This is a genomic window from Rhodococcus sp. I2R (assembly GCF_020889545.1).
Lineage (GTDB): Bacteria > Actinomycetota > Actinomycetes > Mycobacteriales > Mycobacteriaceae > Rhodococcoides.
The window spans coordinates 71,063-97,181 of sequence record NZ_JAHUTG010000014.1 but is presented as its reverse complement, the minus strand read 5'-3'; the positions used below and the strand labels follow the sequence as shown (position 1 = coordinate 97,181).

The 26,119-nt window shown below is 65.3% G+C and carries 28 protein-coding genes; 10 read left to right on the top strand and 18 right to left on the bottom strand.

Annotated features, from left to right (window positions below):
* The first annotated feature begins 71 nt into the window (after nucleotides 1–71).
* The gene (locus tag KVY23_RS16105; protein WP_230557414.1) at nucleotides 72–1,352 is read left to right on the top strand and encodes a hypothetical protein; all 1,281 of its coding nucleotides are present in this window, start codon (nucleotides 72–74) and stop codon (nucleotides 1,350–1,352) included.
* Nucleotides 1,353–1,461: 109 nt separating this feature from the next.
* Here KVY23_RS16105 and KVY23_RS16100 read toward each other — a convergent pair whose 3' ends face one another.
* The 7 genes from KVY23_RS16100 to KVY23_RS16070 all read right to left on the bottom strand — a co-directional run bounded on the left by KVY23_RS16100 (nucleotide 1,462) and on the right by KVY23_RS16070 (nucleotide 7,530).
* The gene (locus KVY23_RS16100; protein WP_230557413.1) at nucleotides 1,462–2,010 is read right to left on the bottom strand and encodes an RNA polymerase sigma factor; all 549 of its coding nucleotides are present in this window, start codon (nucleotides 2,008–2,010) and stop codon (nucleotides 1,462–1,464) included.
* Between the two features lie 148 nt (nucleotides 2,011–2,158).
* Nucleotides 2,159–2,584: a hypothetical protein gene (locus KVY23_RS16095; RefSeq protein ID WP_230557412.1), complete on the bottom strand. Its 426-nt coding sequence runs from the start codon at nucleotides 2,582–2,584 to the stop codon at nucleotides 2,159–2,161.
* A gap of 86 nt (nucleotides 2,585–2,670) precedes the next feature.
* Nucleotides 2,671–3,630, bottom strand: coding sequence for a C39 family peptidase (locus KVY23_RS16090; RefSeq protein WP_230557411.1), 960 nt, complete (start codon nucleotides 3,628–3,630; stop codon nucleotides 2,671–2,673).
* 34 nt (nucleotides 3,631–3,664) lie between these two features.
* Complete coding sequence (locus KVY23_RS16085) at nucleotides 3,665–4,621, bottom strand: VCBS repeat-containing protein (RefSeq protein WP_230557410.1); 957 nt, start codon at nucleotides 4,619–4,621, stop codon at nucleotides 3,665–3,667.
* Nucleotides 4,622–4,835: 214 nt separating this feature from the next.
* Nucleotides 4,836–6,716 (bottom strand): Hsp70 family protein, encoded by a 1,881-nt coding sequence (locus tag KVY23_RS16080; RefSeq protein ID WP_230557409.1) that lies wholly within the window; start codon nucleotides 6,714–6,716, stop codon nucleotides 4,836–4,838.
* A gap of 207 nt (nucleotides 6,717–6,923) precedes the next feature.
* Nucleotides 6,924–7,295, bottom strand: a complete 372-nt coding sequence (locus KVY23_RS16075) for a YccF domain-containing protein (RefSeq protein ID WP_075837359.1) — start codon at nucleotides 7,293–7,295, stop codon at nucleotides 6,924–6,926.
* A gap of 16 nt (nucleotides 7,296–7,311) precedes the next feature.
* Nucleotides 7,312–7,530, bottom strand: a complete 219-nt coding sequence (locus KVY23_RS16070; protein WP_075837358.1) for a hypothetical protein — start codon at nucleotides 7,528–7,530, stop codon at nucleotides 7,312–7,314.
* A 146-nt stretch (nucleotides 7,531–7,676) separates the two neighbouring features.
* Between KVY23_RS16070 and KVY23_RS25140 the strand changes: the two genes are divergently transcribed.
* Nucleotides 7,677–8,090 carry a cold-shock protein gene (locus KVY23_RS25140; RefSeq protein ID WP_075837394.1) on the top strand — a complete coding sequence of 138 codons (414 nt, stop codon included), beginning with the start codon at nucleotides 7,677–7,679 and terminating at the stop codon, nucleotides 8,088–8,090.
* A gap of 1 nt (nucleotide 8,091) precedes the next feature.
* Here the strand turns inward: KVY23_RS25140 and KVY23_RS16060 are convergent, their stop codons facing one another.
* From KVY23_RS16060 to KVY23_RS16050, 3 genes are read right to left on the bottom strand one after another with little or no spacing between them, the layout of a single operon-like run.
* Nucleotides 8,092–8,619, bottom strand: a complete 528-nt coding sequence (locus KVY23_RS16060; protein ID WP_230557408.1) for a DUF2771 family protein — start codon at nucleotides 8,617–8,619, stop codon at nucleotides 8,092–8,094.
* Nucleotides 8,620–10,275 carry an MFS transporter gene (locus KVY23_RS16055; protein WP_230557407.1) on the bottom strand — a complete coding sequence of 552 codons (1,656 nt, stop codon included), beginning with the start codon at nucleotides 10,273–10,275 and terminating at the stop codon, nucleotides 8,620–8,622. It lies immediately after the preceding gene.
* A 48-nt stretch (nucleotides 10,276–10,323) separates the two neighbouring features.
* Nucleotides 10,324–11,022: a glutaminyl-peptide cyclotransferase gene (locus KVY23_RS16050; protein ID WP_230557406.1), complete on the bottom strand. Its 699-nt coding sequence runs from the start codon at nucleotides 11,020–11,022 to the stop codon at nucleotides 10,324–10,326.
* A 268-nt stretch (nucleotides 11,023–11,290) separates the two neighbouring features.
* Between KVY23_RS16050 and KVY23_RS16045 the strand changes: the two genes are divergently transcribed.
* Genes KVY23_RS16045 through KVY23_RS16035 form a run of 3 tightly spaced genes read left to right on the top strand, consistent with a single transcriptional unit; the run spans nucleotide 11,291 to nucleotide 15,471 of the window.
* A complete protein-coding gene (locus tag KVY23_RS16045; RefSeq protein WP_230557437.1) occupies nucleotides 11,291–12,142 on the top strand; it encodes a DUF3027 domain-containing protein in 852 nt (283 codons plus the stop codon).
* Entirely contained in the window at nucleotides 12,139–14,892 is a 2,754-nt protein-coding gene (locus KVY23_RS16040; protein WP_230557436.1) for a sacsin N-terminal ATP-binding-like domain-containing protein, read from the top strand. Before KVY23_RS16045 ends, KVY23_RS16040 begins: the two co-directional genes overlap by 4 nt.
* Nucleotides 14,893–15,471 carry a phosphatase PAP2 family protein gene (locus tag KVY23_RS16035; RefSeq protein WP_230557405.1) on the top strand — a complete coding sequence of 193 codons (579 nt, stop codon included), beginning with the start codon at nucleotides 14,893–14,895 and terminating at the stop codon, nucleotides 15,469–15,471. It abuts the gene before it with no gap.
* Between the two features lie 250 nt (nucleotides 15,472–15,721).
* Here KVY23_RS16035 and KVY23_RS16030 read toward each other — a convergent pair whose 3' ends face one another.
* The gene (locus KVY23_RS16030; RefSeq protein WP_075837355.1) at nucleotides 15,722–15,970 is read right to left on the bottom strand and encodes a DUF2530 domain-containing protein; all 249 of its coding nucleotides are present in this window, start codon (nucleotides 15,968–15,970) and stop codon (nucleotides 15,722–15,724) included.
* Nucleotides 15,971–15,988: 18 nt separating this feature from the next.
* Here KVY23_RS16030 and KVY23_RS16025 point away from each other — a divergent pair, with 18 nt between their 5' ends.
* From KVY23_RS16025 to KVY23_RS16015, 3 genes are read left to right on the top strand one after another with little or no spacing between them, the layout of a single operon-like run.
* Complete coding sequence (locus tag KVY23_RS16025; protein ID WP_206510927.1) at nucleotides 15,989–17,443, top strand: NCS2 family permease; 1,455 nt, start codon at nucleotides 15,989–15,991, stop codon at nucleotides 17,441–17,443.
* A gap of 34 nt (nucleotides 17,444–17,477) precedes the next feature.
* Nucleotides 17,478–17,924 carry a MarR family winged helix-turn-helix transcriptional regulator gene (locus KVY23_RS16020; RefSeq protein ID WP_206510926.1) on the top strand — a complete coding sequence of 149 codons (447 nt, stop codon included), beginning with the start codon at nucleotides 17,478–17,480 and terminating at the stop codon, nucleotides 17,922–17,924.
* A 39-nt stretch (nucleotides 17,925–17,963) separates the two neighbouring features.
* Nucleotides 17,964–19,229 carry an MFS transporter gene (locus KVY23_RS16015; RefSeq protein WP_230557435.1) on the top strand — a complete coding sequence of 422 codons (1,266 nt, stop codon included), beginning with the start codon at nucleotides 17,964–17,966 and terminating at the stop codon, nucleotides 19,227–19,229.
* Here the strand turns inward: KVY23_RS16015 and KVY23_RS16010 are convergent.
* From KVY23_RS16010 to KVY23_RS15985, 6 genes are all read right to left on the bottom strand, one after another.
* The gene (locus tag KVY23_RS16010) at nucleotides 19,214–19,819 is read right to left on the bottom strand and encodes a response regulator transcription factor (RefSeq protein ID WP_206510925.1); all 606 of its coding nucleotides are present in this window, start codon (nucleotides 19,817–19,819) and stop codon (nucleotides 19,214–19,216) included. The two genes, KVY23_RS16015 and KVY23_RS16010, sit on opposite strands and share 16 nt — an antisense overlap.
* Complete coding sequence (locus KVY23_RS16005; RefSeq protein ID WP_230557404.1) at nucleotides 19,816–20,931, bottom strand: sensor histidine kinase; 1,116 nt, start codon at nucleotides 20,929–20,931, stop codon at nucleotides 19,816–19,818. Before KVY23_RS16005 ends, KVY23_RS16010 begins: the two co-directional genes overlap by 4 nt.
* 49 nt (nucleotides 20,932–20,980) lie before the next feature.
* Nucleotides 20,981–21,751 (bottom strand): ABC transporter permease, encoded by a 771-nt coding sequence (locus KVY23_RS16000; RefSeq protein WP_230557403.1) that lies wholly within the window; start codon nucleotides 21,749–21,751, stop codon nucleotides 20,981–20,983.
* A complete protein-coding gene (locus tag KVY23_RS15995; RefSeq protein ID WP_230557402.1) occupies nucleotides 21,748–22,701 on the bottom strand; it encodes an ABC transporter ATP-binding protein in 954 nt (317 codons plus the stop codon). Before KVY23_RS15995 ends, KVY23_RS16000 begins: the two co-directional genes overlap by 4 nt.
* Nucleotides 22,698–22,922 carry a hypothetical protein gene (locus KVY23_RS15990; protein ID WP_083667173.1) on the bottom strand — a complete coding sequence of 75 codons (225 nt, stop codon included), beginning with the start codon at nucleotides 22,920–22,922 and terminating at the stop codon, nucleotides 22,698–22,700. Before KVY23_RS15990 ends, KVY23_RS15995 begins: the two co-directional genes overlap by 4 nt.
* 105 nt (nucleotides 22,923–23,027) lie before the next feature.
* Nucleotides 23,028–24,227, bottom strand: coding sequence for a GNAT family N-acetyltransferase (locus KVY23_RS15985; protein ID WP_230557401.1), 1,200 nt, complete (start codon nucleotides 24,225–24,227; stop codon nucleotides 23,028–23,030).
* Nucleotides 24,228–24,282: 55 nt separating this feature from the next.
* Between KVY23_RS15985 and KVY23_RS15980 the strand changes: the two genes are divergently transcribed.
* Entirely contained in the window at nucleotides 24,283–25,104 is an 822-nt protein-coding gene (locus KVY23_RS15980; RefSeq protein ID WP_075837351.1) for an RNA methyltransferase, read from the top strand.
* Entirely contained in the window at nucleotides 25,101–25,373 is a 273-nt protein-coding gene (locus tag KVY23_RS15975) for a DUF2537 domain-containing protein (RefSeq protein WP_230557400.1), read from the top strand. The genes KVY23_RS15980 and KVY23_RS15975 overlap by 4 nt, the downstream gene beginning before the upstream one ends.
* Here KVY23_RS15975 and KVY23_RS15970 read toward each other — a convergent pair.
* Nucleotides 25,330–26,082 carry a hypothetical protein gene (locus tag KVY23_RS15970; protein ID WP_230557399.1) on the bottom strand — a complete coding sequence of 251 codons (753 nt, stop codon included), beginning with the start codon at nucleotides 26,080–26,082 and terminating at the stop codon, nucleotides 25,330–25,332. The two genes, KVY23_RS15975 and KVY23_RS15970, sit on opposite strands and share 44 nt — an antisense overlap.
* Nucleotides 26,083–26,119 lie beyond the last annotated feature (37 nt).

Here is a 26,119-nt window from a genome sequence, read left to right as displayed (position 1 = left end):
CAGTCAGTGACACCGACAACGAGCCCGGCACAGTTATATGCGACCGGGCTTTCAACCGAGAGGATCTTCGCGTGCGTACGAGAACATGGCTGAGGCATGCAGGGGCCATTGCCTGTGCCGGTGCGGTACTGGTCGGATGCGGCACCGACACCACAGACGGCCTTGCCGTCGCGAAATCCGGCGGAGATGCGAGCCCGGAGAACAGTGCGGTCGACCCGGCGGCACTCGATACCGGAAGCTATCCCACCAGCCCGGCTCCGGAGTTCGGTCGTGCCACCAAGGACAACATCCTGGACGTGGAAACCCAGCGATTGGCCGAGTTCGTCGTGGTGCCCTTCGAGGTGGACCCGAACTTGGTCACAGTGAAAATGCCCACGATGGTCATCCGCAGCCACGAGAACCTCAATGCGGTGCTCAGCGGGAATGCTGCCGATGTCGCCGAAACTCACGGCATGCTCTACGGGTACGTCTCCACGGCCGCAACCTCGACCACGGCTGTCACCGACCCGTCCCGCTCGCTCGTGCAGATGGTCCTGCGCTTCGAGACCTCCGACGACGCTGCCGCCGCAGCCCAGGAGATGCACGCCGGGTTGACCACCGTCGATTCCGACGGCACCGGCGTCGAGACCCCGGAGACGATCGGAATCCTGCCCAATACTCTGGTCTCGACGTCGGAATACACCTACAGTGCTGGTCCTGAGGTGTCCGTCAACGCGTTCACCGCGCACGGCAGCTACCTGCTCTACACCTGGGCCAAAGCGCCCGCCGACGAGAAAGAGTGGACCGCTCAGGCTGTGGCCCGCGCGCTCGATCTGCAGGGCCCACTCATCGACCAGTTCCCGGCGCAACCGACTCTGGCGCAGAACGGGGGCGAGCCTGCCGAATTGCCCATGATCGACCAGGACAAGATCCTCCTCTACGCCATTCCCGAGGAAGACGAGCAGGCGGATTCCGGTAACGACATGGCTTCTTACGGCCCCCGTGGAATGTCACACCGCTCGACGAACCCGCCGTTGACCTACCGCGTTCTCACCGAGGCCGGTTCCGACCACAACGCGGTGTACAAGACCAACGTCTACCGGGCGTCCGATGACGCCGGTGCGCAGATGATCGTCGACGAATTCCGCAATGACCTCACCTCTCAGGGATACGTGGAAGCGCCGTCGCCGCAGGGGCTTCCCGACGCAGTGTGCCTGAGCAACGACACCACGGACGGGACGACCGACTATTGCTTGGTCGTCAACGGGCGCTATGTCGGCGAAGCGTACGGAACGGACGACAAGAAGGACGTCGACCAACAGATCAGCGCCCAGTACCTGATCCTCGAACAGGCCGACCAGAACGCAGCGTAGAGCGCGGCCAGCTCGAACTCAGAGCCGTCCGGCACACCCCAGCGAATGGGATGTGCCGGACGGCTTTTGCCGCGTTCGATGTCTCTTTTCGTGCTCGGCAACCCGATTGTCAGTGGACGTCGGTACGGGGACCGAGCAGGAGGGCGAGCTGTTTACGTGCACGGTGGATGCGGGTCTTGACCGTCGCCACCGACACACCTTGATGTTCGGCGATGTCGGCGTAGGGCAGGTCGGCGAATTCGGCGAGCACGATCGCGACGCGAAAGTCCTCGGGCAGCTCGTTCAAGGCTTGGTGGACGACCGATGTGGTGACGACCCGGTCGTCGATTCGAGGCTGGTCGTGGCCGAGGTCGATGCCCAGCTCGTCGGTGGTGTCGTCGTCGAGGCTCGAGGTCGGTTTGCGGCGGCGTACGACAGCGAGGGCGGCATTGACCGCGATGCGGTGCAGCCAGGTGCTGAAGCGTGCCTCGCCGCGGAACCTGTGCAAATTCTGCCAAGCGGCAGTAATGGTGTCCTGGAAGGCGTCTTCGGCGTCGTGGGTGTTGCCGGTGATCTGTAGGCAGACGTGCCAGGCATTGGTGCGGTATCGGCCGACGAGGTCGGCGAATGCACGGTGATCACCGAGGCGGCATGCAGCGATCAGCTCTGACTCGCTCATTCCACCCCCCGATCGATGCTGCGAATCTCCGCCGTGTCCACCCCGGCGGAGAGATAATACCCACGGGTACGAACCCAGGCGGACGTGAGCGTGCCCGCGGCAGCATCGAGCTTCCACGGAGCGTTGCAGGGCCCGGCGGTAGGTCGCGTCAAAGCAGGTCGTCGCCCGGCTGGTCGGGATGCCCGAGGTCGATATCGAGGTGGCGACCGAGGTCGTCACCCGGTCCTGCGTCGTCGGTGTCGATCCCCAGGTCGTCGGCCAGGAGAAGGTCGCTCTCGCTGTCACCGTCGTCGAGCACTGTGTCTTCGTCGTCGAGCACGGTGCCGTCGGGGACAGTGTCGTCGAGCACAGTGTCGTCGAGCACAGTGTCGTCGGGGACGAGGTCCTCGTCGTCGAGCACTAGGTCCTCGTCGTCGGGGACGATGGGACGATCGTCCATCTCGGGAACAAGGTCGGAATCGACGGCTGCGTAGGGGGCGAACGCGGCGTCGAGAGTGCGGTTCCAGACCTCGTCGGGAAGCGGTGGCAGGTCGCCGGCGAGCTCACGCAACAAGGCCATGTGGTCGTCGGTCATCGTTCACCTCGCTACTGTTCGATCGACTCGGCTGCGGGCTGTGATGGCGCGCCTCGAGGTCCGGTGTGTTCATTGTGCCTGTTGGTTCACGAGCGAAGCGAGATGACCGTCGTTCTGGGCGTCCGCGTGTCGGATACGGGCGGTGCCGTGGCGGTCGAGTCGGTGCCGGCCGGCATCAAATCGGGATCCGAATCGTCGGCTACGAGCATCTGATGCCCCGAGTCGGCCCAGGCCTGCTCGAACTGCTCGATCGGAACCTCGAGTTGATTGCCGTACGGTACTCCGGGGTCGGAGAGGATGACGACGCCGCGTGCGTCGTCGATGCCGGCGACGACCAGGACATGATCGGGGCGGTTGTCTTCGACGCCTTCGTGCTCGGGTTTCCAGATCTCTCCGGAGTCGACCATCGCGACGACGCCGTGCCCGTTGTCGAGGGCAGAGCGGAGATCGTCGAGAGACCCAGCGCTGATGGAGGCGGGCACACCCTGATCTTCGAGAAGTATCTCGATGTCGGGCAGTGTCATTCCGCCGGCAGGATCATCACCGGCCATCAGCCCTAACTCGACTGCGCGGTCGACGAGGTGTCGGGGGTCGCTGATGTCGGCCTCGGTGTATTCGGCGACGAGTTGTCCGACGACCGCGGGGCCACAGTATCCGTCGAACTGTTGGTAGAACCAGTTGATAGTCCATTGCGCAGGGTTTCCGTGCACTGCATCGGCATCGCTTGGTGACGTCGGAACATCGACGTCGGAGAGGTCGACGTCGGAGAGGTCGACGTCGGAGAGGTCGACGTCGGAGAGGTCGATGTCGAGTGCAGGGTTTCCCGTTGCCAGGGAGTCGGCCGCGGAGGGTGAACCCGACTCGGGTCGTGTGTCGACAGGTTCGTACTGGTCCTCACGGTGGGGGCCGGCCGGTGCACCGACCAGCGCGGCGACTGCCATGCTGTCCTCGGAGTAGTCCGTGGTGACCTGCTCTGCGACAAACCTGTCGGCGAGATCATCTGCCGCATCGGACGGCCACATCGCGGTCGTATCGAGCTCGTGCATCGGTCGGCCCCCTTTGTCTTCGAAGAATGCTCGGTCAGAGGTCGTTGTGCGATTCGGCCGGATACGTGCCGGCCTGCGCGTGGTAGTTGTCGTCGGCGGGAATGGTGGATTCCAGGCTCTCGATGCTTCCGAGATCCGTGTCGGCGCTGGTGGCCACGGTGTCGTAATCACCGTCACCGTTGCTGTCGAGCTGACCAAGATCGAATTGGCCGTCACCGTCGGTGTCGACGAGGGTGGCGTTGACGCGGCCGTCGGCATCGGAGTCGAGCATCGCGGTGTCGAACCGGCCGTCGCCGTTCGAGTCGATCAGCAGGACGTCCGCGTCACCGTCGCCGTTCACGTCCAGCAGTGTTTCGGTGATTGCATTGCCCTCGATGGTGTCCTGGCGGACCGGCGCACCGCTGACGGGGTCGTGGAACGTTGCCAGATCGACCGTGCCGTCGTCGTCGAGATCCTCGGCGATGCGGATGCTGCCGTCGGACTGCCGCGCTACTGCGGTCTCGTAGGTGCCGTTCGAGTCGGTGTCCTGCTCTATCAGTGTGATCGTGCCGTCTTCCTCATAGTGGGTGGTGGTGTCGATTCCGTCGACTCGCGAATGAGTCAGATCGACGAGACCGTCGCCGTCCACATCGCGTGGCGAGACGTAGTCGACCTGACCGTTGACCCCGATCGTCTCGTTGACCGTCGAGGCAACCGGTGCCTCGGCAGGGGGCACCGATTCCGATGCGTTGGCCGCGGTGTCGCCGTAGGTGGCGGTCGACGGGTCGGCGGTCACCTCGGCCGACGATGCTGCCGGCTCGGATGCAGTTGCCCGGTCGTCGGATGTCGAGTTGGCAGCGGAGATTTCGTTCACTTCTTCCTCCATGGCGTTGGTGATGGCGTCGGCTTTTTCCTCGACACTCATGTTCGGATCGGCGGCGATCGCGTCGAGCTTGGCTTCGTACTCGGCGGAGTCGGTGCTGTCGTAGACGGACTTGTCGTCGTTCTGCATGGCATGTCCTCTTTCGGGCGTATTTTCGAGTTGCTCTCGTTGCGGTCGATAGTTGGATGCACCCGGGCCCGCGAAAGGTTCCCGAGCATCGAAAAAGATGTCGCGACTCGAACCCTTCAGTGCTTGGGAGAAGCAGCAGTAGGGGCTGCCAAGACCGGATTGGTCCTGGCAGCCCCTGCTGTGGAAAGTGTTGTCGCCGAGTATATTCGGGTAGCTAGTTGATCAGTCCTGCGCGGCTGAGGAAGGTCTTCGCTCCGTCGGCCCCGACCGCGTCGTAATAACCCACCATCACGCCGGTCGAGCCGTTGGCGTAGGCGATGGAATAGGCACCGGTGATCTCTGGAGCGGACAGGTGCGCCGCAGCAGTGCGAGCGACGTTTTCCACGATCTGATTGTCGGCGGCCGCGGTGTCGTTCTGATTCCCTTGCCGGAGCCGCAGGACCTGCTTCTTTGCATCACGGATGTCCACCGAGACCGTGATGTAGGACGCCCCACTGTTCTCTTCGACTATTCCGCTCGTCAAAAAACTGTCCGCCGCGATCTGGCATTGCAGCTGCGCACCGCCGTTGTCGGTCTCTCCGGTCTGTTTGCAGTCCGAGAGCTCCGAGCGCAGCGCCGATGGAAGGGCCGCGACGACAGCCTCTTTCGTCGTCGGCGGCGTGTCCCCGCTTCCGCCTCCCGACGCCGCAGCCGGATCGACGTCCTGTGCCACACTCGAGCTCGGCCCGTCCGCGGTCGGTGTGTCCGCATCGCCGCTGCTTCGATCGAGGACGAAGAATCCTGCCAGGGCTGCGATCGCCGCGACCGCGACCGCGGCACCTGCCATCGCCAGCTTCTTGTGCCCACCCGTAGCGGGATCGGGGTGCGCGGGTGCTTCGGTCGACGGGCTCGGCCACTCGGCGAACGCAGTAGTAGGCGGAGTGGGAACCGCTGGAGCCGGCCATGTCGGTTGTGGTCCCGGAGTGCGAGTCGAGCCCTGCGGGCTGTGGATCGAGCCCTGCGGGGTGCGGACGATCGGTGCAGCGGCTGCCAACGCTCCTTGCGCCACCACGGTTTTCGGATCGTCCAGCGTCGCGATCGGTCCGAGGGGGCGCAGGCGGTCGTGCACTGCCGGGATCCTCGACGACCCGCCGGTGAGGTACAGCGCTTCGAGTTGGCCGGGCTCAGTGATGCGGGCGTCGAGCAGCGTCGCCCTGGCCAGCTCGACTGCCTTGTCCAACACCGGGGAGATCAGCTCTTCGAACTCGTCCCGGGTGATCTGGAAACGCTCGGTGCGCCCGTCGCCGGTGACCGTGATCGTTGCAGACGGAGCCTCCGACAGCAGTTCCTTCGCCCGACGGATCGAATCCTCGAGTGCATACCGCACGTCCAGAGCGGCCCGTGTGCGGACGAAGTCGAGCAGATCGGGGTCGCGGACATCGAGTTGCTGGTCCACCCAGCGGCGCATATGCGCGTCCAGGTTCTTTCCGCCCAACCCGTTGTCACCGCGGGCGGCTACGACGTCGAAGCTCCCGCGGGCGTTCGCTTCGAGAACCGCGACGTCGAGGGTGCCTCCGCCGAAGTCGAAGACCGCGATTTTCGTTCCCGGCGTCACCGTGTGCGCGCGGGTGTAATAGTGCGCGGCCGCGCGAGGCTCGGACACCGTGGTCACCTGAGACGGATCGTGACCGAGCTGGGCGGCGGCATCGAGCAACACCTGAATCTCACGTCTCGACCAGGCTTCGGGATGTGTCAGCACCAGCTTCGATGGCGCGGTACCGCCGTGAGCAGCCCTGGCACGTGCGATCACAGAGTCGAGAACAGCAGCCACCGGTACAGCCGCGGGGACCGTGTACCCGTCGACCGTCACCACCCCCTGCCCGATTGCGCGTTTCGGGGCCGGGATGAACGCGGCAGGGTTCGACTCGGCGCGGTCGGTCGCTACGTCTCCGACTGCGATACGGTCCGGCGATTCGACGAAGACCGACGACGACATCGTCGTGCGATTGTGCGACAGAGTCAGCGCCTCCACCGCACCACTGATCGGGCTCGTGTGCGCTGCAGCGGTATTCGACGTACCGAAATCGATCGCGAGTGCCCAGTCACGTACAGCCATCACTGCCGAACCTCGCGACGAGAGTCGAGCATGCATCCACGGCATCGCGCCGTCACAGTGCACCTGTACACAGTCCATCCGCCCTTCTCGCATCGGCCGGGCATCGAGGCGCCTCGACCGGGAAGGAATTTACCTCCACCTGAAGTTGGATGCTGCGACCCTGCGAAAGGTTCCCGTGCCGTTCCACAACGGGACCCTGCCCGGACTTCAGACGTCGACGATGTCCTTGCCGAGAGGCATGAGCGAGATCGGGATCATCTTCAGATTCGCGATGGCGAGGGGGATGCCGATGATGGTGATCGCCATTGCGAAGGCAGAGACGATGTGCCCGATTGCCAACCACACACCCGCCACGATCAACCAGATGACGTTCCCGACCACCGAGGCGACTCCGGATGTGGGCTTGTCCACCACGGTCTTGCCGAACGGCCACAGTGCGTAGACGCCGATCCGGAACGAGGCGATGCCGAACGGAATGGTCACGATCAGAATGCAGCAGATGATGCCTGCCAGGAAGTAGCCGAGCGCGAGCCACAGCCCACCGAAGATCAACCAGATGATGTTAAGGATCACTCGCACGATGTTCTTCCCCAACCTATTTTGCACGCCTGCCGGACAACAACGCAAAGACTATCGCGAGAACGAATCCAGTCGGCGCCGCAAGCATTGCAGTCAGGTAAAGCCAAAGCGGCGGCTCGTTCCCGCCGACCGCAGGCACCAAGAATATCGCTGCGATGGCGAGGAGTCCCGCTGCGAACAGAGTCAGTGCTATTCGCAGGAGTACGGAGTTCGCGCTGCGTCGTCGTTCTGTCACAGGAGCAACGGTAGCTGCGAAGGAAACCGAGGTGCCCGGCACCTACCCTTCGCGCTAGACTGGTGTATTCGCGTCCTGCCTTGTTGTGCGGGGCGCGAAATTTTATGCCAGCAAGACCATACGAGACAAATGGACGGGTGAGCGCAGTGCCTACCGGCAAGGTGAAGTGGTACGACGTCGACAAGGGATTCGGCTTTCTCTCGCAGGAGGAAGGGGAGGACGTCTATGTCCGCTCCTCTGCGCTGCCTGCAGGCGTCGAAAGCCTCAAGGCGGGCCAACGCGTCGAGTTCGGTGTGGCTGCGGGCCGTCGAGGTCCGCAGGCGTTGACACTCGAGGTTCTCGCCCCCGCACCCACCGTGCGCCAGAACACTGCCAATCGCCGCGAACACGTCGAGCGCAAACACACCCCCGACCAGCTGCACGGCATGGTCGAGGACATGATCACGCTGCTCGAAGCAACCGTGCAGCCTGAGCTGCGCAAGGGCAAGTACCCGGACCGCAAGACAGCTCAGAAGATCTCCGAGGTGGTGCGCGCCGTCGCGCGCGAGCTCGACAGCTGAACTAGTCGGCGGCGACCGGCTCGATGGTCGCTATCGACCAGATCGCGTGCGAGATGATCTCCTCCTGCTGGGTGTCGGAGTCGATGATTCCCGAGGGCAGTCGAATCTCGACGCCCAGCAGTTCGCGTCCGTCGCCGTCCAGCGGAGGCACGGTCAGGTGCAGCTTCTCGCCGGGTAGGTAGAAGGTGTCGGTCTCGACGATGTCGCTGCCCTCGCCCGCGTACACCGCTGCCGCGATCCACGGGGCCGACGTGATCTCCGACGGCAGAGACAGCTGCAGCACGCTGTGCTCACTGACCGGCAGCACCGTGGTGACGCCCTCGCTTTCGCACAGCGGGGCGTCGACCGGGCAGTACAGAAACGGCTCGACGCTGACGGCCTTCCCATTGGCGAATGCCGTGATCGTCGGTAGATGCGCGGGGGCCTGCCGGATCAACATCGTCAATCCCGCGACGAACGCAACGGCCAGGACGACGAGTCCGGCAGTTCCGATGGCCAGTAGCTTCTTGGTCTTCGGTGCGAAGTTCACTCAACTCACGTTCTGTCTGTGATAGCTATCGGTAATTTCTTGGTCGGCGTGCTCGGGTCGATTGCCGCCGAACCCGGGTAGCAGGGTCTTGCCGCGGTAGGTCAGGAACGTCTGGACGAGTCCGAGGGTCAGCACCACCGACACGACGGTGAAGCCGAGCCAGAACTCGGTGGGGAGCAGTACGCCCGCTGTTCCGCCGAGAACCCAGCACAGTTGCAACACAGTTTCCGATCGTCCGAATCCCGAGGCGATCGACTCCGGTGGTAGATCGGACTGCAACGACGCGTCGAGCGAGACCTTGGCCAGCGCGCTCGCGCACGAGGCCACCAGCGCTACCAGAGCCGCTGTCAGCAGACTGTCGGTGAGGGCGGCGACGATGGTGACGGCAGTCGCGGCGGCGGTGCACCGGAGGATGACGATGGCAGGTTTGCCCAGCTCGAGCCGCGCACCGGTCGCATTGCCGGCGAAGTTGCCGATCGCGGCGGCGGCTCCGACGAGACCGAGCATCGCGGCCTGCTTGACGGGCTCGTGATCGGTTTGTGCTTTGGCGACGAAAGCGACGTAGAGCGTCAGAAAACCGGTGAGCACCCGGATGGTTCCGTTGCCCCACAGTGCAGTGATGACGGCCTTGCCGAGCGGTTGGCGTCGGTTCTTCGGCGGAGCCGTCGCGCGAATCTCGCGTGCGACGACGGTGACCGCAGTGTCCTCGCCGTGGTAGCTCAGGGTGGCGGGCACCTCGCCCTCGGTGACCTCGACCCACGACGGAATGCGCATGCTCAGGTACGCCCCGAACACCGTGATGATGGCCACGAACCACAGCGCGCCGGGTGAGTCGGCGACGAACGCGATCAGTGCAGCGATGCCACCTGCGACGATGGTCCCGCCGAGCAGGCCGAAGACCGTCAGCCGTGAATTGACGCGGACGAGGTCGATCTCAGGTGGCAGAACACGCGGTGTCACCGCGCTCTTGAGTACGGCAAAGGACTTGCTCAGCACCAGCATGCCAAGCGCTGCCGGATAGAGCACCCAACTGTCGAAATTGAACACCAGTACCACCGCCAGCACCGTCCGCAGCAGGAACGATGTCGCGAGCGCTACTCGGCGGCCGTGCTGGAACCGGTCGAGCATCGGTCCGATCAGCGGAGCGATCACGGCGAAGGGCGCGATCGTGATGAGCAGATACAGCGCGACCTTGATCTTGTCCTCCCCGGCGGCCGCCGAGAAGAACAACGTGTTCGCGAGCGCGACGGCGAGGGCGGCATCGGAGGCGAAGTTGGCCATGGTCGCGTACGTCAACGCGGTCAGACCGGACTTGTCGGCTCCGTCGGCTTTCGCGGCGCGCTGAAACGAGGCGATGCCCTTGCCGGTGAGTTCGCGACTGCGCATCGCAGCGACCCGAGTGACCGTGAGCTTTCGAGGCATCCGCGGCGCCTTGGGGTGCCGCTTCGTGCTCCCCGGCGGGGGCGTCACCGGATGCAGCGGTGGCAAGGGAGTCCGGCGACCGGTCACGCGGGTGGTCGGCGAGTCGGCGACCCGGCGGGGCACGCCTGGGTCACTACCGGTGGGCCGGTTGTCGTTGCTGCCGGCGGGTCGGTAGTTGTGGAACCCTGGGTGGTCCTCACCCGCTGGGGCGTCGGAGTCACGGGGATCGGTCACGAGATCAATTCTGTCCTAAAACGTCGGTCGGTGAGTACATCGACTCACTCACAGCTGTCGGAACTCCACCTCGAACATGTTCGGCCACAGCTTCCCCGTCACGAGAAACCTGTCCGTGCCCGGAATCTGCGCGATTCCGTTCAGGACGTCGGCGACGGCGCGCTCGGCCGCGGTCAATGATTCCCACAGCGGTGACGCGTCGATCATCGCGGTGACGGCGCCGGACCGCGGGTCGATACGGGCGATGTCGAAACTCTGCCAGACGTTCGCGTAGACGTAGCCGTCGGACGCGCATTCGAGTTCGTTCAGATTCGACAGCGGTCGACCACCCAACGTCACCTCCTTCTCCTCGATGACATCGAACGAATCCGCATCGCGAAAGGTGAGGGTGGACGATCCGTCGCTCATCACCAGCCCGGAGTCCTCGCTGTGACACAAACCCCAGCCCTCGCCGTCGTAGTCGACACGGCGTACCTCGGCGAGTGTGCCCGGATCTCGAGCGAACGCGACGCCGTCACGCCAGGTGATCTGCCATGCGATGTCACCGGCGACGGTGAACCCTTCGCCGAAGTACTCCTCGGACAGGTCGGCCTGCCGCAGCACTGCGCCCGACTCGAGATCGCTCACCCGGACATAGGACGTGCCGTTGCGGCCGGTGCTTTCGAACAGCTCGTTGCCAGAGACCTCCAGACCCTGGGTGAACGCAGTGGGGTCGTGGGGGAGTGTGCGTGTCACGGCGACGGTCATGTCCGACGCCGCAGTGTCCGACGCCGCAGTGTCCGACGCCGCAGTGTTCGACGCCGCGGTGTTCGATGCAGCGGTGTTCGGTGAGGTGTCCTCGCTACTCGCCGGGGAGCACGCAGTGAACACCAGTGCCACCGCGGTGATAGAGGCCACAGTGGCGATAGGGGCCACCGCCTTGATACCGGCTACCGCGGTTGTGCGGCCCGAAAATTGGCGTCGCGAGGCCGTCATCACTCCATCATGGCAGCCCGAACTGGGCGGTTTCCAAGGGATGCGGCAAAATGAATGTGTGAGTTTCACATCTTCTACAAAGCTCGACCAGATTCGTCCTGTCCTAGCCGAGGCAGCAGACTTGGCGCGCCGCGCACTGATCGATTCGGTGGAGGGCGGCGTCGGCGAGTATCTCGGTGTCACCGCCGAGGACGATACGGCCGCGACCCATCGCTTCATCGCGGATCTGCCCGGCTATCGCGGCTGGCAGTGGGCCGTGGTGGTGGCAGCTCCCGACGGTGCGGACACCGCAACCATCAGCGAAACGGTGTTGCTGCCCGGTCCTGATGCGTTGGTGGCTCCGGGTTGGTTGCCCTGGGACGAGCGCATCCGCCCCGGAGATCTCGGACCGGGTGATCTGCTTCCCCCGCGGCAGCAGGATCCGCGTCTGGTCCCCGGTTACGTCGCGACGGGCGACCCGGCAATCGACGATGTCGCTTTCGAGCTGGGTCTCGGACGTACCCAGGTCATCAGTCGTGAGGGCCGGCTCGACGCAGCCGAGCGTTGGCACGAGGGCGAGTTCGGCCCGGACAGCGAGATGGCCAAGGCGGCGCCGTCGACGTGCGGGCTGTGCGGCTTCTTCCTCCCCATAGCCGGATCACTGTCGGCGGCTTTCGGCGTGTGTGGCAACGAGTACGCTGCCGACGGACGAGTGGTGCATGCGGAGTACGGCTGCGGTGCGCACTCGGACACCGAACTGCCCACCGGCGCAGGTTCTCCGCAGTTCGATCCATATGACGACGCAGCCGTCGAGGTGACCGCTCCGGCAGAGGCGGCGAGCGCCCCGGCAGAGGCGACACCCCAGCCGCACCCGACCGACGAGACCCCGCTGGACACGCAATCGACCGACTGACCGATCCGTTCGGTACCGCGGGGCTGCGCGCAGCCACACTGTCCGCGTGGACGTCCTCGCCCACTCGATTGCGTGAGGACGCGGCCACCGAAGCCGACCTGGTGCGCGGCGGTTACCGCGATCGACTGCTGACCGAGCTCGCGCAGAACGCCGCCGATGCCGCATCACGCGGCGGCGAGCCCGGGCGAGTTCGAGTGTGGCTCACCGGCCGGGAACTGCACGTCGCCAACACCGGGGCTCCACTCGACATCGGCGGGGTGCATGCGCTCACTGCGCTGCGTGTGTCGGAGAAGGCTGTATCGGCGAATTCCGCCGATGTGGGCCGCTTCGGCGTCGGATTCACCGCCGTGCGGGCCGTCGCCGATGAGATCGAGTTTCGTTCTCTCTCAGGTGGATTGCGGTTCAGCGCGGCGTCGACGCGACAGGAACTCGACGCTGGCGGACTTCACCTGCCGAGTGATGAGATGCCGGTTCTGCGGCTCGTCTGGCCTTCGAACGAGCCGCCCCGCGAGGGATATGCGTCCGAGATCGTGCTGACGCTGCGCGATGATGACGGCGATAACCTGCTCCGCGAGATGCGCACGGAGGCAACCGATCTGCTTGTGGAGTTGCAGTCGCTCGAGTCCATCGATATCGCAGGTACACGCATCGATCGAACCGTGGCCGAGCTGGGTAACGGCCTCGAATCGGTTTCCGTCGGCGATCGCCGGTGGTGGCAGTTCCGGGCCCCGCACGCGCGCTGGCTGATCCCGATCGTCGACGGTATGCCCACGCCGTCGGGACCGGATGTTCTTCGCGCGCCGACACGTTCGGATGAGGAACTCTCGCTGCCGGCGCTGATCGTCGCCGACGTGCCCATGCAGCCCGACCGACGCCGCGTGCTGCCCGGAGCGAACATCGACGGGCTCGCGGACGGCTACGGCGACCTGCTCGCAGCGCTTCCGCCCGCTGCTCGGCCGCGCTTCGTGCCGGTCCCCGGGTTCGCCCGCAGCGAGGTCGACGGTGTGCTGCGAGAACGGATTCTGCGTGAGTCCTCGGCGACGGCCTGGTTGCCCGGCGCCGCGGGTGCAGATCTGGTCCCGTCGCGGGCGTTACTGCTGCCCGGATCCACTGCGGAACTTCTCGCGTTGCTGGTGGAGGTATTCGGCAACCTCGTCGACGCGTCGCTGTCCGGTCCGCGGCACGCGGCTGCTCTGGCTGCGCTCGGTGTGCAGCGGATCGGTCTGGCGGAGCTGGCCGAGATGCTGGCGAATGTCGAGCGCGAGCCGTCGTGGTGGGGGGCGCTCTACGACGCCCTGCTGCCGCTCGTCGCCGACGGCACCCAGGTCGAAGAGCTTGCGGCACTGCCCGTTCCACTGGCGGACGGAAGAATGGTCACCGGCCCGCGCACCACCGTGCTCGGAGCTGAGATCGGTTCGGGCGCCGCCGCATTCGAGGGGCTGCATTGGGCCAGGCTCGTGCATCCGGACGCAGCGCGCCGTCTCCTCGCGCAGCTCGGTGCCACGGACGCGACTCCCACCGATCTGCTGTCCGATCCCGCCCTCGAGGCGTTGCTGGAGGACCTCGACTGGGACGACGAGGAGGCCGTCGACGGCCTCGCCGAGACGGTGCTCACGCTCGCCCGGGATGCGAGGGAACTCCCGTCGTGGCTCGGTGCGCTTCCGCTGACGGATTCGCACGGGGAGGTGCGGGCAGCTGACGAGCTACTGCTGCCCGACGCGCCGCTCGCTCGGCTCCTCGCCGAGGACTCACCGTTCGGGCTGGTGGCCAGCTCGACAGTGGACCGGTACGGCGCCGACGCGCTGCGCGCGGTCGGGGTGGGGTGGGATTTCGGCATCGTCACCGACGATCTTCCTACCGGGCCGGATCACGATCTCGACGACGAGGAAACGTGGTGGGCCTCGCTGCCGGAGGATCCTGCGGAGCTTGTCGCCGTGCGCGATCTGGATCTGGTGGACTCGCGGCTGTGGCCGCAAGCGTTGACACAGTTGGCGTCGAACCCCAGCACGCACGCCGCGGCGGCGGCTGCGGACGGATACACCGCGTGGTGGCTGCGCACGCACGCACGCGTCGACGGCGCGCCGCTGGGAACTTTTCGGGCGCCGTCGGACGAGAGTTTCGCGGGTCTGCTGGACCCCTTCGAGCACCCGCATGCGGACGAGCTGGCGGCTGCGTTGGCACCGGCCACGTGTGAGGGTGCGTGGTTCACTCGGGTGATTCTCGAGCGACTCGCCGATCCCGTCAGATCACCTACTCCGGCGGTGATCGCCAGAGCTCACCGATCGGTTGCCGAGGCAGTGGCATCCGGCAGAGTCGATCTCGACGACCTCGATCTACCCACGCGGGTGCGAACGATATCCGGTGCTGTCGTCGACCCGGACGACGCGGTGATCGTGGATCGGCCGTGGTTCGCCGGTGTCGTCCCGTCGAACGTGGCTGTGCTGTCCTCGATGGCGACCGCTTCGGTTCTGGCCTCGGTGCTGGACGTGCGCACCGCATCGGAGTCGATCGAGGCCGACGTCCTGGGAGTCGGACGGGTCAGTTCGTGGGATCGAGAGCCGGGAGCTGTGTTGGCCTGCGCCGCGATGGGTTTGGAGCTTCCCGTCGGACAGGTCGTCGTGCACCGCGAACTCGCGGTGCGATTGCGCGGCGCGGTCAGCGGTGAGCGATCGGTGAGCTGGTGGGTCACCGAGGATGGAACGACGCACTGCGCCGACAGCTGGCACCGACCCGTGGACGGTCGGGCCTAGATGGATATCGGGATACTGCAGTGGATGGTCGAGCACCGCGCTGCATGGCTGACGGCGGTCTTCCTGGTCGTCACGACTGCGGGGAACACGGTGTGGATGTTCGTCTGGGCGAGCGCCGGCTGTGCGGCGCTACTGACATCCGGGCGTCGCGCGGACGCCGTCCTGGTTGCCGGCTCGATGCTGACGGGGTGGGGCGTGATGAACGCGATCAAACTGATCGTGGGGCGCGAGCGCCCACCGGAGCCCGAACGGCTGGTCGACGTTGCGTCGCACGCGTTTCCGTCCGGGCACGCGATGATGTCGGCGCTGCTGGCCACGCTCGCGATCGCAGTCATGCTGCGATCGCGGACGTGGTGGCTGCACAACTTCACCTTGCTCGCCGTCCCGATCGCGGCGACCCTGGTGATCGGTTTGTCCCGGATCTACCTGGGTGCGCATTGGACGACGGATGTGCTGGCGGGATGGATCCTCGGCGCCCTCTGGGGGCTGCTGTGGATCTCCGTCTTCAGCAGGTTCAGCGTGCGTAGTCGCTTCGCTGGGCGATCACGAGCAGCTCGTCGCGCATCGACGGGCTGCTGACGGAGTGCGCGCGTGCGTAGAGAGCGCGGAGCGAGCGAGTGTGGTTGCGGCGGGTGCGGAACTGAGAAACGAGCTTCATGGCATGGCTTTCGTAGATCGTGTGGTTATCAACTGACATAACCCATGGTCCACGTTAACTCTGTGTAACTCAACCGATCAAGTAGTGAGTTTCCGCACGTCAGAGCGCTACAGCAGTGAGCCATGCGACGATGCGATGGCGCGGGTGACGGCGGTAACTCTCGAGCCGCCGCTAGTCGAGGCCGCGTTGGGCGGTCTTGTCCCCGCGCCGCGACGCAGCACGCTGCACGAGAAAAACCACGAAACCGGCGGTCCCGACGCCTATTCCGGCCCAGCAGGTATGGAGCGCGTACGCCCAACGGTCGCCGGCGAGCAGTACCACCACGGTGGCTGCGATCCACAGCCCGATGCCCGCGGCGATCACCGGTGTGGGGTTGGTCATGCGAGGGCTCAGCACCTGCGGTTCTGGCTCACGCTCCACGAAATGTAGGTTACCCCCATGGCACTGTCGCCCAGGCTCCTGGACAACTACTTCAAGATCACCGAGCGTGGATCCACCGTCGGATCAGAGGTGCGCGGCGGGGTCGTCACCTTCGTCGCGATGGCCTACATCGTGGTCCTCAATCCGCTTATCCTCGGTAGCTTCTCCGCCGACGACGCAGCCGCGAAGACCGATGTGCTGGGCAACATCCTGCCGGTGGCTCAGGTCGCCGCGGTCACCGCGCTCGTCGCCGGATTCATGAGCATTCTGTTCGGCATCGTCGCCAACTATCCGTTCGGCATCGCTGCGGGTCTCGGTATCAACACGCTGCTGGCGGTGAGCATCGCACCGCAGGTGACGTGGCCGGAAGCCATGGGGCTGGTCGTGATCGACGGCATCATCATCGTGCTGCTGGCCGTCACCGGCTTTCGCACCGCAGTGTTCAACGCGATCCCGATGGAACTCAAAGCCGCCATCGCCGCGGGCATCGGCGCCTTCATCGCCTTCATCGGACTGGTCGACTCCGGTTTCGTCCGGCGCGTCCCCGACGCGGCCGGCACGACGGTTCCCGTCGGTCTCGGTATCGACGGTTCCATCGCATCCTGGCCGACGGCGGTCTTCGTCTTCGGCCTGTTGCTGATGGGCGTTCTGGTGGTGCGGAGAATCCGCGGTGGCTTGCTCATCGGCATCGTCGTGACCACCGTCGTCGCAGCCATCGTCGAGGCCGTCACCGACGTGGGGCCGTCGAACGGCGTCGACCCCAAGGGTTGGAATCTGAGCGTTCCGCTGTTGCCCGAGCAACTCTTTCAGGTTCCGGATCTCGCCCTCGTCGGTGAGGTGGATCTGCTCGGTGCGTTCACTCGGATCGGTGTGCTGGCCGCGAGCTTGCTGGTGTTCACTCTCGTGCTCGCCAACTTCTTCGATGCCATGGGCACCATGACGGGCCTCGGCAAGGAAGCGAAACTCGTCGACTCCAAGGGCACGCTGCCGAAGATCGGCAAGGCACTCGTCATCGAGGGGACCGGCGCGATCGCCGGCGGCGGCGCCTCGGCATCGTCGAACACGGTGTTCGTCGAATCGGCATCCGGCATCGCCGAGGGCGCCCGCACCGGTTTGGCCAACGTCGTCACCGGAGTGCTGTTCCTCGCAGCGATGTTCCTGACGCCGCTGACGGCGATCGTGCCGATCGAGGCTGCGGCTCCGGCGCTGGTCATCGTGGGTGCGTTGATGATGGGGCAGGTTCGCGACATCGACTTCAGCCGGTTCGAGATCGCCCTGCCTGCGTTCCTCACCATCGTCGTGATGCCGTTCACGTTCTCGATCGCGAACGGGATCGGAGTCGGGTTCATCGCCTGGGTCGTACTCGCGGTCGGCGGAGGCAAAGCGAAGTCGGTTCATCCCCTGCTATGGATCGTTGCGCTGTTGTTTGTCGCTTATTTCGTCGTAGGACCCATCACGGACGCCGTTACCTGAGCTGATCGGTGCAGGTAGGCGTAGTCTCTGCGCTGTGACGTCGGGACACAGTGTCAAGGACAACCGTGAATTGGCGAGCGATCTGTCGCTCGCGGTGGTGAGATTGACTCGCTATCTCAGGGGTCGGAGGGTCGACTCGCAGGTGTCGCTGACTCAGCTGTCAGCACTGGCAACTCTCAGTCGTGAGGGCGATATGACTCCGGGTGCGTTGGCCGCCCGTGAGCGCGTCCAGCCACCGTCGATGACCAGGGTCATCGCCTCGCTGGCCGAATTGGGGCTGGTCGAGCGCACCGCGCACCCCACCGATGGCCGTCAGGTGATCGTCTCGTTGTCGCCGGCGGGGCACGCACTGATCGCCGACGAGGCCAGCGCCCGCGAAGCTTGGATGACGGCTCAGCTGGCCGGGCTAGACGAGACTCAGTTGGCCGTGCTCCGTGATGCGGTGGACATCATCGGAGCCCTGGTGAGTGACTCGGAGTAGTTACCTAGGTTTATTATCTTCAGAGTGGCTGCTTCGCCGATCTTCGCCGCGCTTCGCACGCGCAACTACCGGTTGTGGGCGTCCGGGCAGATCGTCTCGCTCGTGGGCACCTGGATGCAGCGTGTCGCGCAGGACTGGCTCGTACTGACCCTGTCCGGGGGTAACGGTCTGGCAGTGGGCATCGTCATGGCTCTGCAATTCGGGCCCACTCTGGTGTTGTCGGTGTGGGGTGGAGTGCTCGCCGACAGATACGACAAACGCACGCTGTTGATGATCACCCAGGCGTTTGCTGCCGTCTGCGGGCTGGCTCTCGGCCTTCTCGACGTCGGCAATGTCGTCGAACTGTGGCACGTCTACGTCATCGCATTCATCCTCGGTTGTTCCTCGGCCATCGATGCCCCGGTCCGCCAGTCGTTCACCATCGAGATGGTCGGCCAGGAGAAGCTGTCCAACGCGATCGCGCTGAACTCGATGACGTTCAACATGGCGCGCATCATCGGACCGGCCATCTCGGGTGTGCTCATCACCGTGATCGGTACCGGCTGGGTCTTTCTCATCAACGCAGCCTCCTTCACCGCAGTGTTCGCGGCGTTGCTGGCGATGCGCGTGAAGGATCTCTTCGAGGTCGAAAGGGCCCCGCGCGCAAAGGGACAGGTGCGCGCGGGGTTCGCCTACGTGCTGTCCAGGCCCGATCTACGGGTGCTGCTCGCGACGGTCTTCATGGTCGCCACATTCGGGCTGAACTTTCCCCTTGCCCTGGCGGTGCTCGCGCGCAACACCTTCGGGAGCGGCGCCGCCACATACGGGCTGCTCTCGACCGCCCTCGCGGTGGGCACTCTCGCCGGTGCGACGCTCGCTGCAAGGCGGGCGAAGGCGCCTCGGCTGCGGCTGTTCCTCGGCGCGGTCATCGTGTTCGGTGTGTTCGAAATACTCGTCGGCCTCATGCCGAACTATGTTCTCGTCGCGATCCTGCTCGTCCCGACCGGCGCTCTGACGCTGACGTTCACCACATCGGCGATGAACATCCTGCAGATGTCGGTGCCCTCGGACATGCGTGGCCGCGTCATGGGCATCTACATGCTCTGCTTCCTCGGTGGCGCGCCACTCGGGAGTCCGGTCCTGGGGTTGCTGGCCGACGTGCTCGACCCGCGCGCGCCACTGCTGATCGGTGGGGTCGTCTCGCTTGCCACTGGTCTGTTCGCTGCGGTGTATCTGCTTCGGCACAACAACCTGAGACTCTCGCTCAGCAGGCCTGCGGCGGGACACCGCATTCCCGTACTGGACGTGCTTCAGATCCAACCGTGACGGCGCGCCACCGCAGCTGCCTCGTGCCGGTTGGCCGCCCCCAGCTTTGCGGCGGCCGAGGACAGGTAGTTGCGCGTGGTGCCCTGTGTCAGGTGCGCACGTGCGGCGATCTCGGCGACGGACGCACCATCGGCCGCGAACTCGAGGACATCGGCTTCCCGCGGCGTCAAAGGTGAGTCGCCCGCACCGATCGCCTCGGCAGCAAGCGTCGGGTCGACGTAGCGTCCGCCCGAGTGGACGGTGCGAACTACCTCGGCGAGCGTCGCGGCCGAGGTCGTCTTGGGGAGAAATCCGCGGACACCTGCAGCGAGGGCCTTCTTGAGATAACCCGGTCGGCCGTGGCTGGTGACGATGATCGCCGCGCAGGTCGGTACCGAACGGGAGATGAGGGCGGCCGTCTCGATGCCGTCGATGCCGCCCATCTGGAGGTCGAGCACGGCGATGTCAGGCCCGAACTTCTCGGCGGCAACGACCGCTGCCTCGCCCGACTCCGCTTGCGCGACGATTTCGATGTCGTCCTCGAGCGCGAGTATCGTCGCCAGCGCAGTGCGAATGAGGTTTTCGTCGTCGGCCAGGAGCACGCGAATCATCCGGCCTCATTTCCGAATGTGGCGATCAGCGTGAAGCGATCGTCATCGCGGACGGACTCGACGGACCCTCCCACGGTAGCGAGTCGCTCACGCAGACCTGCGATGCCCGATCCGTCGCTGCTCGAGCGGATACGCGGCTTGTCGTTGACGATGCGTACCGAGTGGGCCGTCACCTCGATTCGGCAGTGCGTTGCATCGGAGTGGCGCAGGATGTTCGTCGCACCTTCGCGCACGATCCACGCTGCGGCCTCGGCAAACTCCGCCTGCACCGCATCGGGGCTGCCGATCACCTCGGTGTCGATTCCGGCCGCTGTCAGCAGCGAGGACGCCCCCTCGATCTCGGCCCGAAGGTCTATCGACCGGTATCCACGCACCAGCTGCCTCGCCTCGGTCATCGATTGCTGCGCCAAATCGCGGACCTCGTCCATCTGGTCCGCGGCGCGGTCGTCACCACGCCGTGAAAGTGCAGCCGCCAATTCGCTTTTGACGGCGATGGCGGACAGCGACCGTCCGACGACATCGTGCAGGTCCCGCGAGAATCGCAGGCGCTCCTCCGCAACGGACAGGGCAGCTGCTGCGTCACGCGATGAGTCGAGCTCGGTGACGATGTGCAGCTGCCACATCGATATTTGCACGGTGAAGGCCATCAGCACCACGATGAAGAACGTCGCACCGGCGCCGACGGGGCCGTAACCGGTGAAGAACGCCCCCGCCGCGACCACGACTGCGAGGACGAACGACCACCGCAAGGAGATCACCGCCGTCACCGGAACCGAGGCGATCAGCAGGGCCCACAGCGCCACCTGCGAGGGCCCGGCGAACGCAGCGACCAGTGCCCCCGCGACACACGCTCCCAACGGCCACCGGATTCCTCCACCAGCAGTGCCGCCGATTCGCGGCAGTCGCAGCAGTACTACGACCGCTGCCGCGCAACACACCGTCAGCGCCGCCGCGACGATCCACGCATTCGTGCCGATCGAGTCGGTTACCGCGGCGATCGCGATGAGCACACAGATTCCGACGAACGATTGACGCGTGTACAGGCGCACCTTGTCCACCTCGGAGCTGCCCTTCCAGGCGAGGCGGGGGTCGAGGTACTGCCGCAGCTGCATACGGTCCACCATTCCAGATTCCACCGTCTTTCAATCCCTCGACCGTGTCCTACGCACGCGGCTCCCAGCGAAAGTGAGTCTTCGCGATGACGATCGAACCGACGATCCAGGCCGTCGTGACGAGCAACGGCGTGGTGGATTCGGAGAAAGTCTCGGCGAAGGAGAGGGGAGCTGCTGCCGGGTCCGTCCTGCCGATCCACCCGAGATCGACGAGATCGAGCACGGCCGCAAACGGAGTCAGCTCGATCACGGTGCCTAGCGAATCGGGTGCAATGCTCCGCATGAACGACGTGCCGGCCATCGCAAGCAGGATGACGGGCATACTCGTGATCTGAGCAGCTTCAGCGTTTCTGGTGAACGTGGAGGTGATCAAGGCCAGTGCCGCGAACATCGCTGCGCCCCCGCCCAAGGCTGCGATGAGTAGCACCGGGTTCACCGGCAGGCTACCGCCGAGGGCGATGACGAATGCGGCGACGACGATGGTGAGCACCGTGGTGAGCGCGAACGACGGTATCGCAGGGCCCAGGAGAATCTCATTGTCGGTCGCCTCACCGGTCCGAAGTCGCTTGAGTACCAACTCGTCCCGCCTCGTCGCGTACGCCGAGAGCAGGTTGTAGTAGACCAGGAACACGAGCAGGAACAGCGCGAAAACCTCGAGAGCCGAGGACACGGTGGCGTCGGGCAGGCTGCCGTTCTCGCGTCCGATGAACAGGAAGGCCACCGGGAACAACAGTGGCATGACCAGTGCATTGAACAGCAGTACCCGATTGCGAACGAGCAGAGTGAATTCCGCGCGAGCGAGAGCGGTCGAAGTACTCATGCTGCGACCTCCTTGCTGTTTTCGAACTGGTTGCGACCGTCGAATTCGTCGGCAATGGACAGGAACACGGTTTCGAGCGACGCGGCGCGCGCGTCCAGACCGTCGATGCGTACCCCGCTGCGCTGCGCCCACAGCAGAAGCTCGGTGAGCGTGTCCTGCAAGGAGGACGTGTCGATGACGAGACGTCCGTCCTCGATGTCCACGCTCGCGCCGGCCAGCTCGGGTAGTCGTACGTCGGGAAGATCGAGTCGGATCCGTGCCGGGTGACCGGCCACCACATCGGCGACGGTGCCGCTGCGGACAACTCGTCCCCGGTGCATGATGGCGAGTCGATCGCAGAGCCGTTCGGCCTCGTCGAGGTAGTGGGTGGTCAACATGATCGTCACTCCGGAGGCGCGGAGTTCCTCGATCAACCTCCAGGTGTTGCGGCGGCTTTCGGGATCGAGTCCTGTCGTCGGCTCGTCGAGGAACAGCACGCGGGGCTGACCGATGATGGCGCAGGCCAGATCCAGGCGACGCTGCTCGCCCCCGGAGAGAAATTTCACCCGAGTGTCGGCACGATCGGCCAGATCCACGCGGGCAAGCACATCGCGCGCAGGCAGTGGATTGCTGCAGGTTCCCGCCCACATCTCCACACTTTCGAGTGTGGTCAGGTCGGACGGCAGACCGCCCTTCTGCAGCATGATCCCGAGAGTCGGCCGCACCTCGCGGCGCTGCGCGATCGGATCCATACCCATGATGGAGACCGTGCCCTGGCTGGGACGTGAAAGCCCCTGGATCACTTCGAGCGTCGAGGTCTTGCCGGCGCCGTTGGTGCCGAGCAGCCCGAACAGCTCGCCCTCCTCGACGGACAGACTCAGATCACTCACGGCCTCGAAAGCGCCTCGGCCGCTGCCGTATCGCCGCGTCATACCGGTGACCTCGATGATTCCGTCGACGCGGGTGCTCATGACTTGCTCCAGCCGCGCAGACCCACTGCGAATCGTCCGGCCAACAGCACGAGCGAGACGCCGAAGATGGCCCACACGAGTGGCGTCGGTCCCACGATCGCGAACAAGGCTCCCAGCACAGCCAGGGAGATGACGATGACGACGATCTCACGCGCCATCGTCGGCGCCGGTCCGAACTCCACGAGATCGGTGAACAGGTTTCCTTCGTCCGGTTGTTTCATACCTCGAAGTTTGCCGACAACCCTGCTCGCCCAGTAGTGCACGGCATCATCGACTCCGATGACGGAGTCATGGTCCGCTCATGACTAATGTCAGGTGAGCGCTCCCTAGAAAGCCCAACCCAGCACCGCGGCACGGTCCGTCGCGAATGCGATGTCCACGGTGTGCAACGCTTCCGGCGTCCTGCTCCACAGGCGCGAGGCCGCAGCAAATCTGGTTGCGCGGTGCGTGCCGAAGTACATGGCCGAGAGCACGTCGAGCTTCATCTTCGCGTCCGGAGCCGCCTCGGTGGGCGTCACCGTCGCCCGACCGCCGGAGATGGTGACGTCGAAGTTGCCACCGGCGTCGAGGAACGGGTCCTCCACCTCGATGACGAACTGCGCGTCGACGCCGTACGTGCGGGCCTCGAGGGCGGTCTTGACGTCCATGATTCGGCACCACAGGGCGTCGAAGTGGCCGGTGATCTTGGGCAACCGATTACTGGTCAGCAGAAACGGCAACGCCTCGTCGGGCGCCTGATTGACCTCGATCGTGTCGACGAGGTCGACCCCGGCCAGGACCTGCCACAACTCGGCGTACGCCTGATCGGTGACGGCGATGAATTCCTGCACGACGATCTTGCTCTCGGTGGCGCTGCGGCGATAGGCGACGTAGCCGTCGGCGTGGGCGATGAAGAACAGCTCGGTCAACCCCTGCCGGCGGTTCTCCCTGTCCGCGAAGAACCGTTCCCAGCGAATCGGCGGCTTGGGCTGTGCGCCCGGGGTCACTCGCTGCCAGCGATGGTAGATCTCCGGAAGCAGCCTCGACGCCTCGGCGGATTCGATGAGGCGGACCCCGGTGACGGGAGGGACCTCCGCGTGGAACTGCGAAAAACGGCGATCGAGCACGACGGTGTGCTCCTCGGTGGCGGGGCCGTATCCGAAGCGTCCGTAAATGGTTGCCTCGCTGGCCGTCAGCAACGACAGCGGCGCGCCCGCGGCGTCGAGCTTGCGGTGCTGCTCGGTGAACATCCGACGCAGAATCCCGCGCCTGCGGTGCGTCGGCGCAACCGACACCCACGACACGCCTGACACCTCGACCTGGGCACCGCCGGGAACGGTCACCGACATGGGGAAGTGCATCGCGACACCGACCGGGGTGTCCCCGTCCCAGGCCATCACCACGTGCTTCGAACTCGTGAGGATCTGCGTCTCCGCCAGGTCCTCGGAGTTCTGGTGCTCACCGAAGGCATGGGCGTCGAGCAGCCGGACCGCATCCCAGTCGTCGTCGGTGGCGGTTCTGATCGTGATCGTTTCGTCGGTAGTCATCGCCATCCAGCTTTACACAACAAGCCGCAATTCTCACCAATGCCAAGATGTACCTGTGGCACACGTAATCGACATCGACGATCCAGCCGATCCACGGCTCGACGACTTTCGCGATCTGAACTCCTCCGACCGGCGGCCCGATCTACCCGAAGGGAAAGGTTTGGTGATCGCAGAGGGGGTGCTCGTCGCGGAGCGTCTGCTCGATTCCAGATTCACGCCGATCAGCCTCCTCGGTGTCGATCGCCGATTGCAGGAACTCGGGGAACGACTCGACGGGGTCGACGTGCCGTTCTACCGGGCCAGCGCCGAGGTCATGGCTGCAGCCATCGGATTCCACCTCAACCGGGGCGTACTGGCCGCAGCACACCGGCCACCGGAACTCGAGCTCACCGACGTACTCGACAACGCGCGCACCGTCGTAGTGCTCGAAGGCGTCAACGACCACGAGAATCTCGGTTCGATGTTCCGCAACGCTGCCGGACTCGGCGCGGACGCCGTACTGTTCGGCGCCGCCTGCGCCGATCCGCTGTATCGCCGCGCGGTCCGCGTCTCGATGGGACATGTGCTCAGGGTGCCGTTCGCACGCGTACCCGACTGGCCGCGCGGACTGTCCATCCTGCGCGAACGCGGCTTTCAGACGATCTCGCTGACGCCGAATCCGACAGCAGTGACCCTCGCGGAGGCAATGACCGGTGACAAGGTCGCGTTGCTACTCGGCGCCGAGGGACCGGGGCTGACCGAACACGCGATGCGCGCCACCGACGTGCGAGCACGCATCCCGATGGCACCGGGAACGGACTCGCTCAACGTCGCCACCGCCGCCGCGATGGCATTCTACGAACGAGTGCGCGTACAGGCACCTGGATCACTCGCATGACGGACCGGGACGTCTATTTCACCGGTGTCCCCATCTCGGTGCTGGTGGCGATTCTCGCCGCCATCGCGCTCACCGCCTTTGGAAGCGCACTCGCCGACATCAACGTCCTGCTCGCGATCGGGATCAACTTGATCGTCGTCGGCGGCGGCGCGCCGACCGTGCTCCGATGGCGAAAGATCCCGGTGTGGCGATGGCCGGTCTACGGCGTCTGCGTCGGGGCCGTGATCAGCTTCGTGGCTCTGGGGATTTCCGTCGCCACCACCGTGTGATGGACCGAGGTCGGGGCTGCTTCGGCGGCGTCGAATCGGTCACCGACGGTGGCTGCTGATTCGGCGGCAACTGCCCGGGCGCATACAGGGTGAACCCGCTCACCGGCAGCGAATGCGGGTCGAGTTCCTCGCCGCGGGGCGCTTCGGTGTAGCGGAAACCGAGCCACTCGGCGTTGGCCGCTTCCGCGAACTCCTGCGGATGGAACGGCAGTGACTGCGGGTCCGGCATGACACCCGGTGGGTACATCAGCGGATGCTCACCTGCCCAGAACGGACGCTCCCACACCAGCGGGAGCCCGGTGTCCTCGTAGATGTAGATGGGTGTGGCGCTGAACGAGCGGCGCAACGCCCCGCGCTCCCAGTATGCGAACGCCCCCCAGGCCGTCTCCGGGTCGGTGGATACGAGATACGTTCGGTCCGAGGCCAAGGGTCGCGTCCACACATCGGGCAACGACGACGGTTTGGCCAGGGACAAATTCGGCCCGCACACCACGGTCACGCCCGGATAGCACCCGACGAAGACCTCGTCGGGGGAGGCATGGGTCGCATCCACGATCGACGTCTCACTCGACGGGACCGCGGTGTATTCCGGGAAGAGACTCTCGACGAGCGCCCTCGCGGCCCCCTGGTCGGATGACGTCACATGCCGCAGCAGCGACATCGAATCAGGTGCGTCGACATACCAGATGGTTGATGCTTTGACCCCCACTCCCGGCACCCTTCTTGATCGACGTGGAATCGACCAT

Excerpts from the sequence above, each read along its gene's own strand:
- KVY23_RS16100 (WP_230557413.1), bottom strand. The coding sequence starts at position 2,010 with ATGAGCGAGTCAGAGCTGATCGCTGCATGCCGCCTCGGTGATCACCGT.
- KVY23_RS16095 (WP_230557412.1), bottom strand. The coding sequence starts at position 2,584 with ATGACCGACGACCACATGGCCTTGTTGCGTGAGCTCGCCGGCGACCTG.
- KVY23_RS16090 (WP_230557411.1), bottom strand. The coding sequence starts at position 3,630 with ATGCACGAGCTCGATACGACCGCGATGTGGCCGTCCGATGCGGCAGAT.
- KVY23_RS16085 (WP_230557410.1), bottom strand. The coding sequence starts at position 4,621 with ATGCAGAACGACGACAAGTCCGTCTACGACAGCACCGACTCCGCCGAG.
- KVY23_RS16080 (WP_230557409.1), bottom strand. The coding sequence starts at position 6,716 with ATGGCTGTACGTGACTGGGCACTCGCGATCGATTTCGGTACGTCGAAT.
- KVY23_RS16050 (WP_230557406.1), bottom strand. The coding sequence starts at position 11,022 with ATGACCGTCGCCGTGACACGCACACTCCCCCACGACCCCACTGCGTTC.
- KVY23_RS16045 (WP_230557437.1), top strand. The coding sequence starts at position 11,291 with ATGCGGCAAAATGAATGTGTGAGTTTCACATCTTCTACAAAGCTCGAC.
- KVY23_RS16035 (WP_230557405.1), top strand. The coding sequence starts at position 14,893 with ATGGATATCGGGATACTGCAGTGGATGGTCGAGCACCGCGCTGCATGG.
- KVY23_RS16025 (WP_206510927.1), top strand. The coding sequence starts at position 15,989 with ATGGCACTGTCGCCCAGGCTCCTGGACAACTACTTCAAGATCACCGAG.
- KVY23_RS16010 (WP_206510925.1), bottom strand. The coding sequence starts at position 19,819 with ATGATTCGCGTGCTCCTGGCCGACGACGAAAACCTCATTCGCACTGCG.
- KVY23_RS16005 (WP_230557404.1), bottom strand. The coding sequence starts at position 20,931 with ATGCAGCTGCGGCAGTACCTCGACCCCCGCCTCGCCTGGAAGGGCAGC.
- KVY23_RS16000 (WP_230557403.1), bottom strand. The coding sequence starts at position 21,751 with ATGAGTACTTCGACCGCTCTCGCTCGCGCGGAATTCACTCTGCTCGTT.
- KVY23_RS15995 (WP_230557402.1), bottom strand. The coding sequence starts at position 22,701 with ATGAGCACCCGCGTCGACGGAATCATCGAGGTCACCGGTATGACGCGG.
- KVY23_RS15990 (WP_083667173.1), bottom strand. The coding sequence starts at position 22,922 with ATGAAACAACCGGACGAAGGAAACCTGTTCACCGATCTCGTGGAGTTC.
- KVY23_RS15985 (WP_230557401.1), bottom strand. The coding sequence starts at position 24,227 with ATGACTACCGACGAAACGATCACGATCAGAACCGCCACCGACGACGAC.
- KVY23_RS15975 (WP_230557400.1), top strand. The coding sequence starts at position 25,101 with ATGACGGACCGGGACGTCTATTTCACCGGTGTCCCCATCTCGGTGCTG.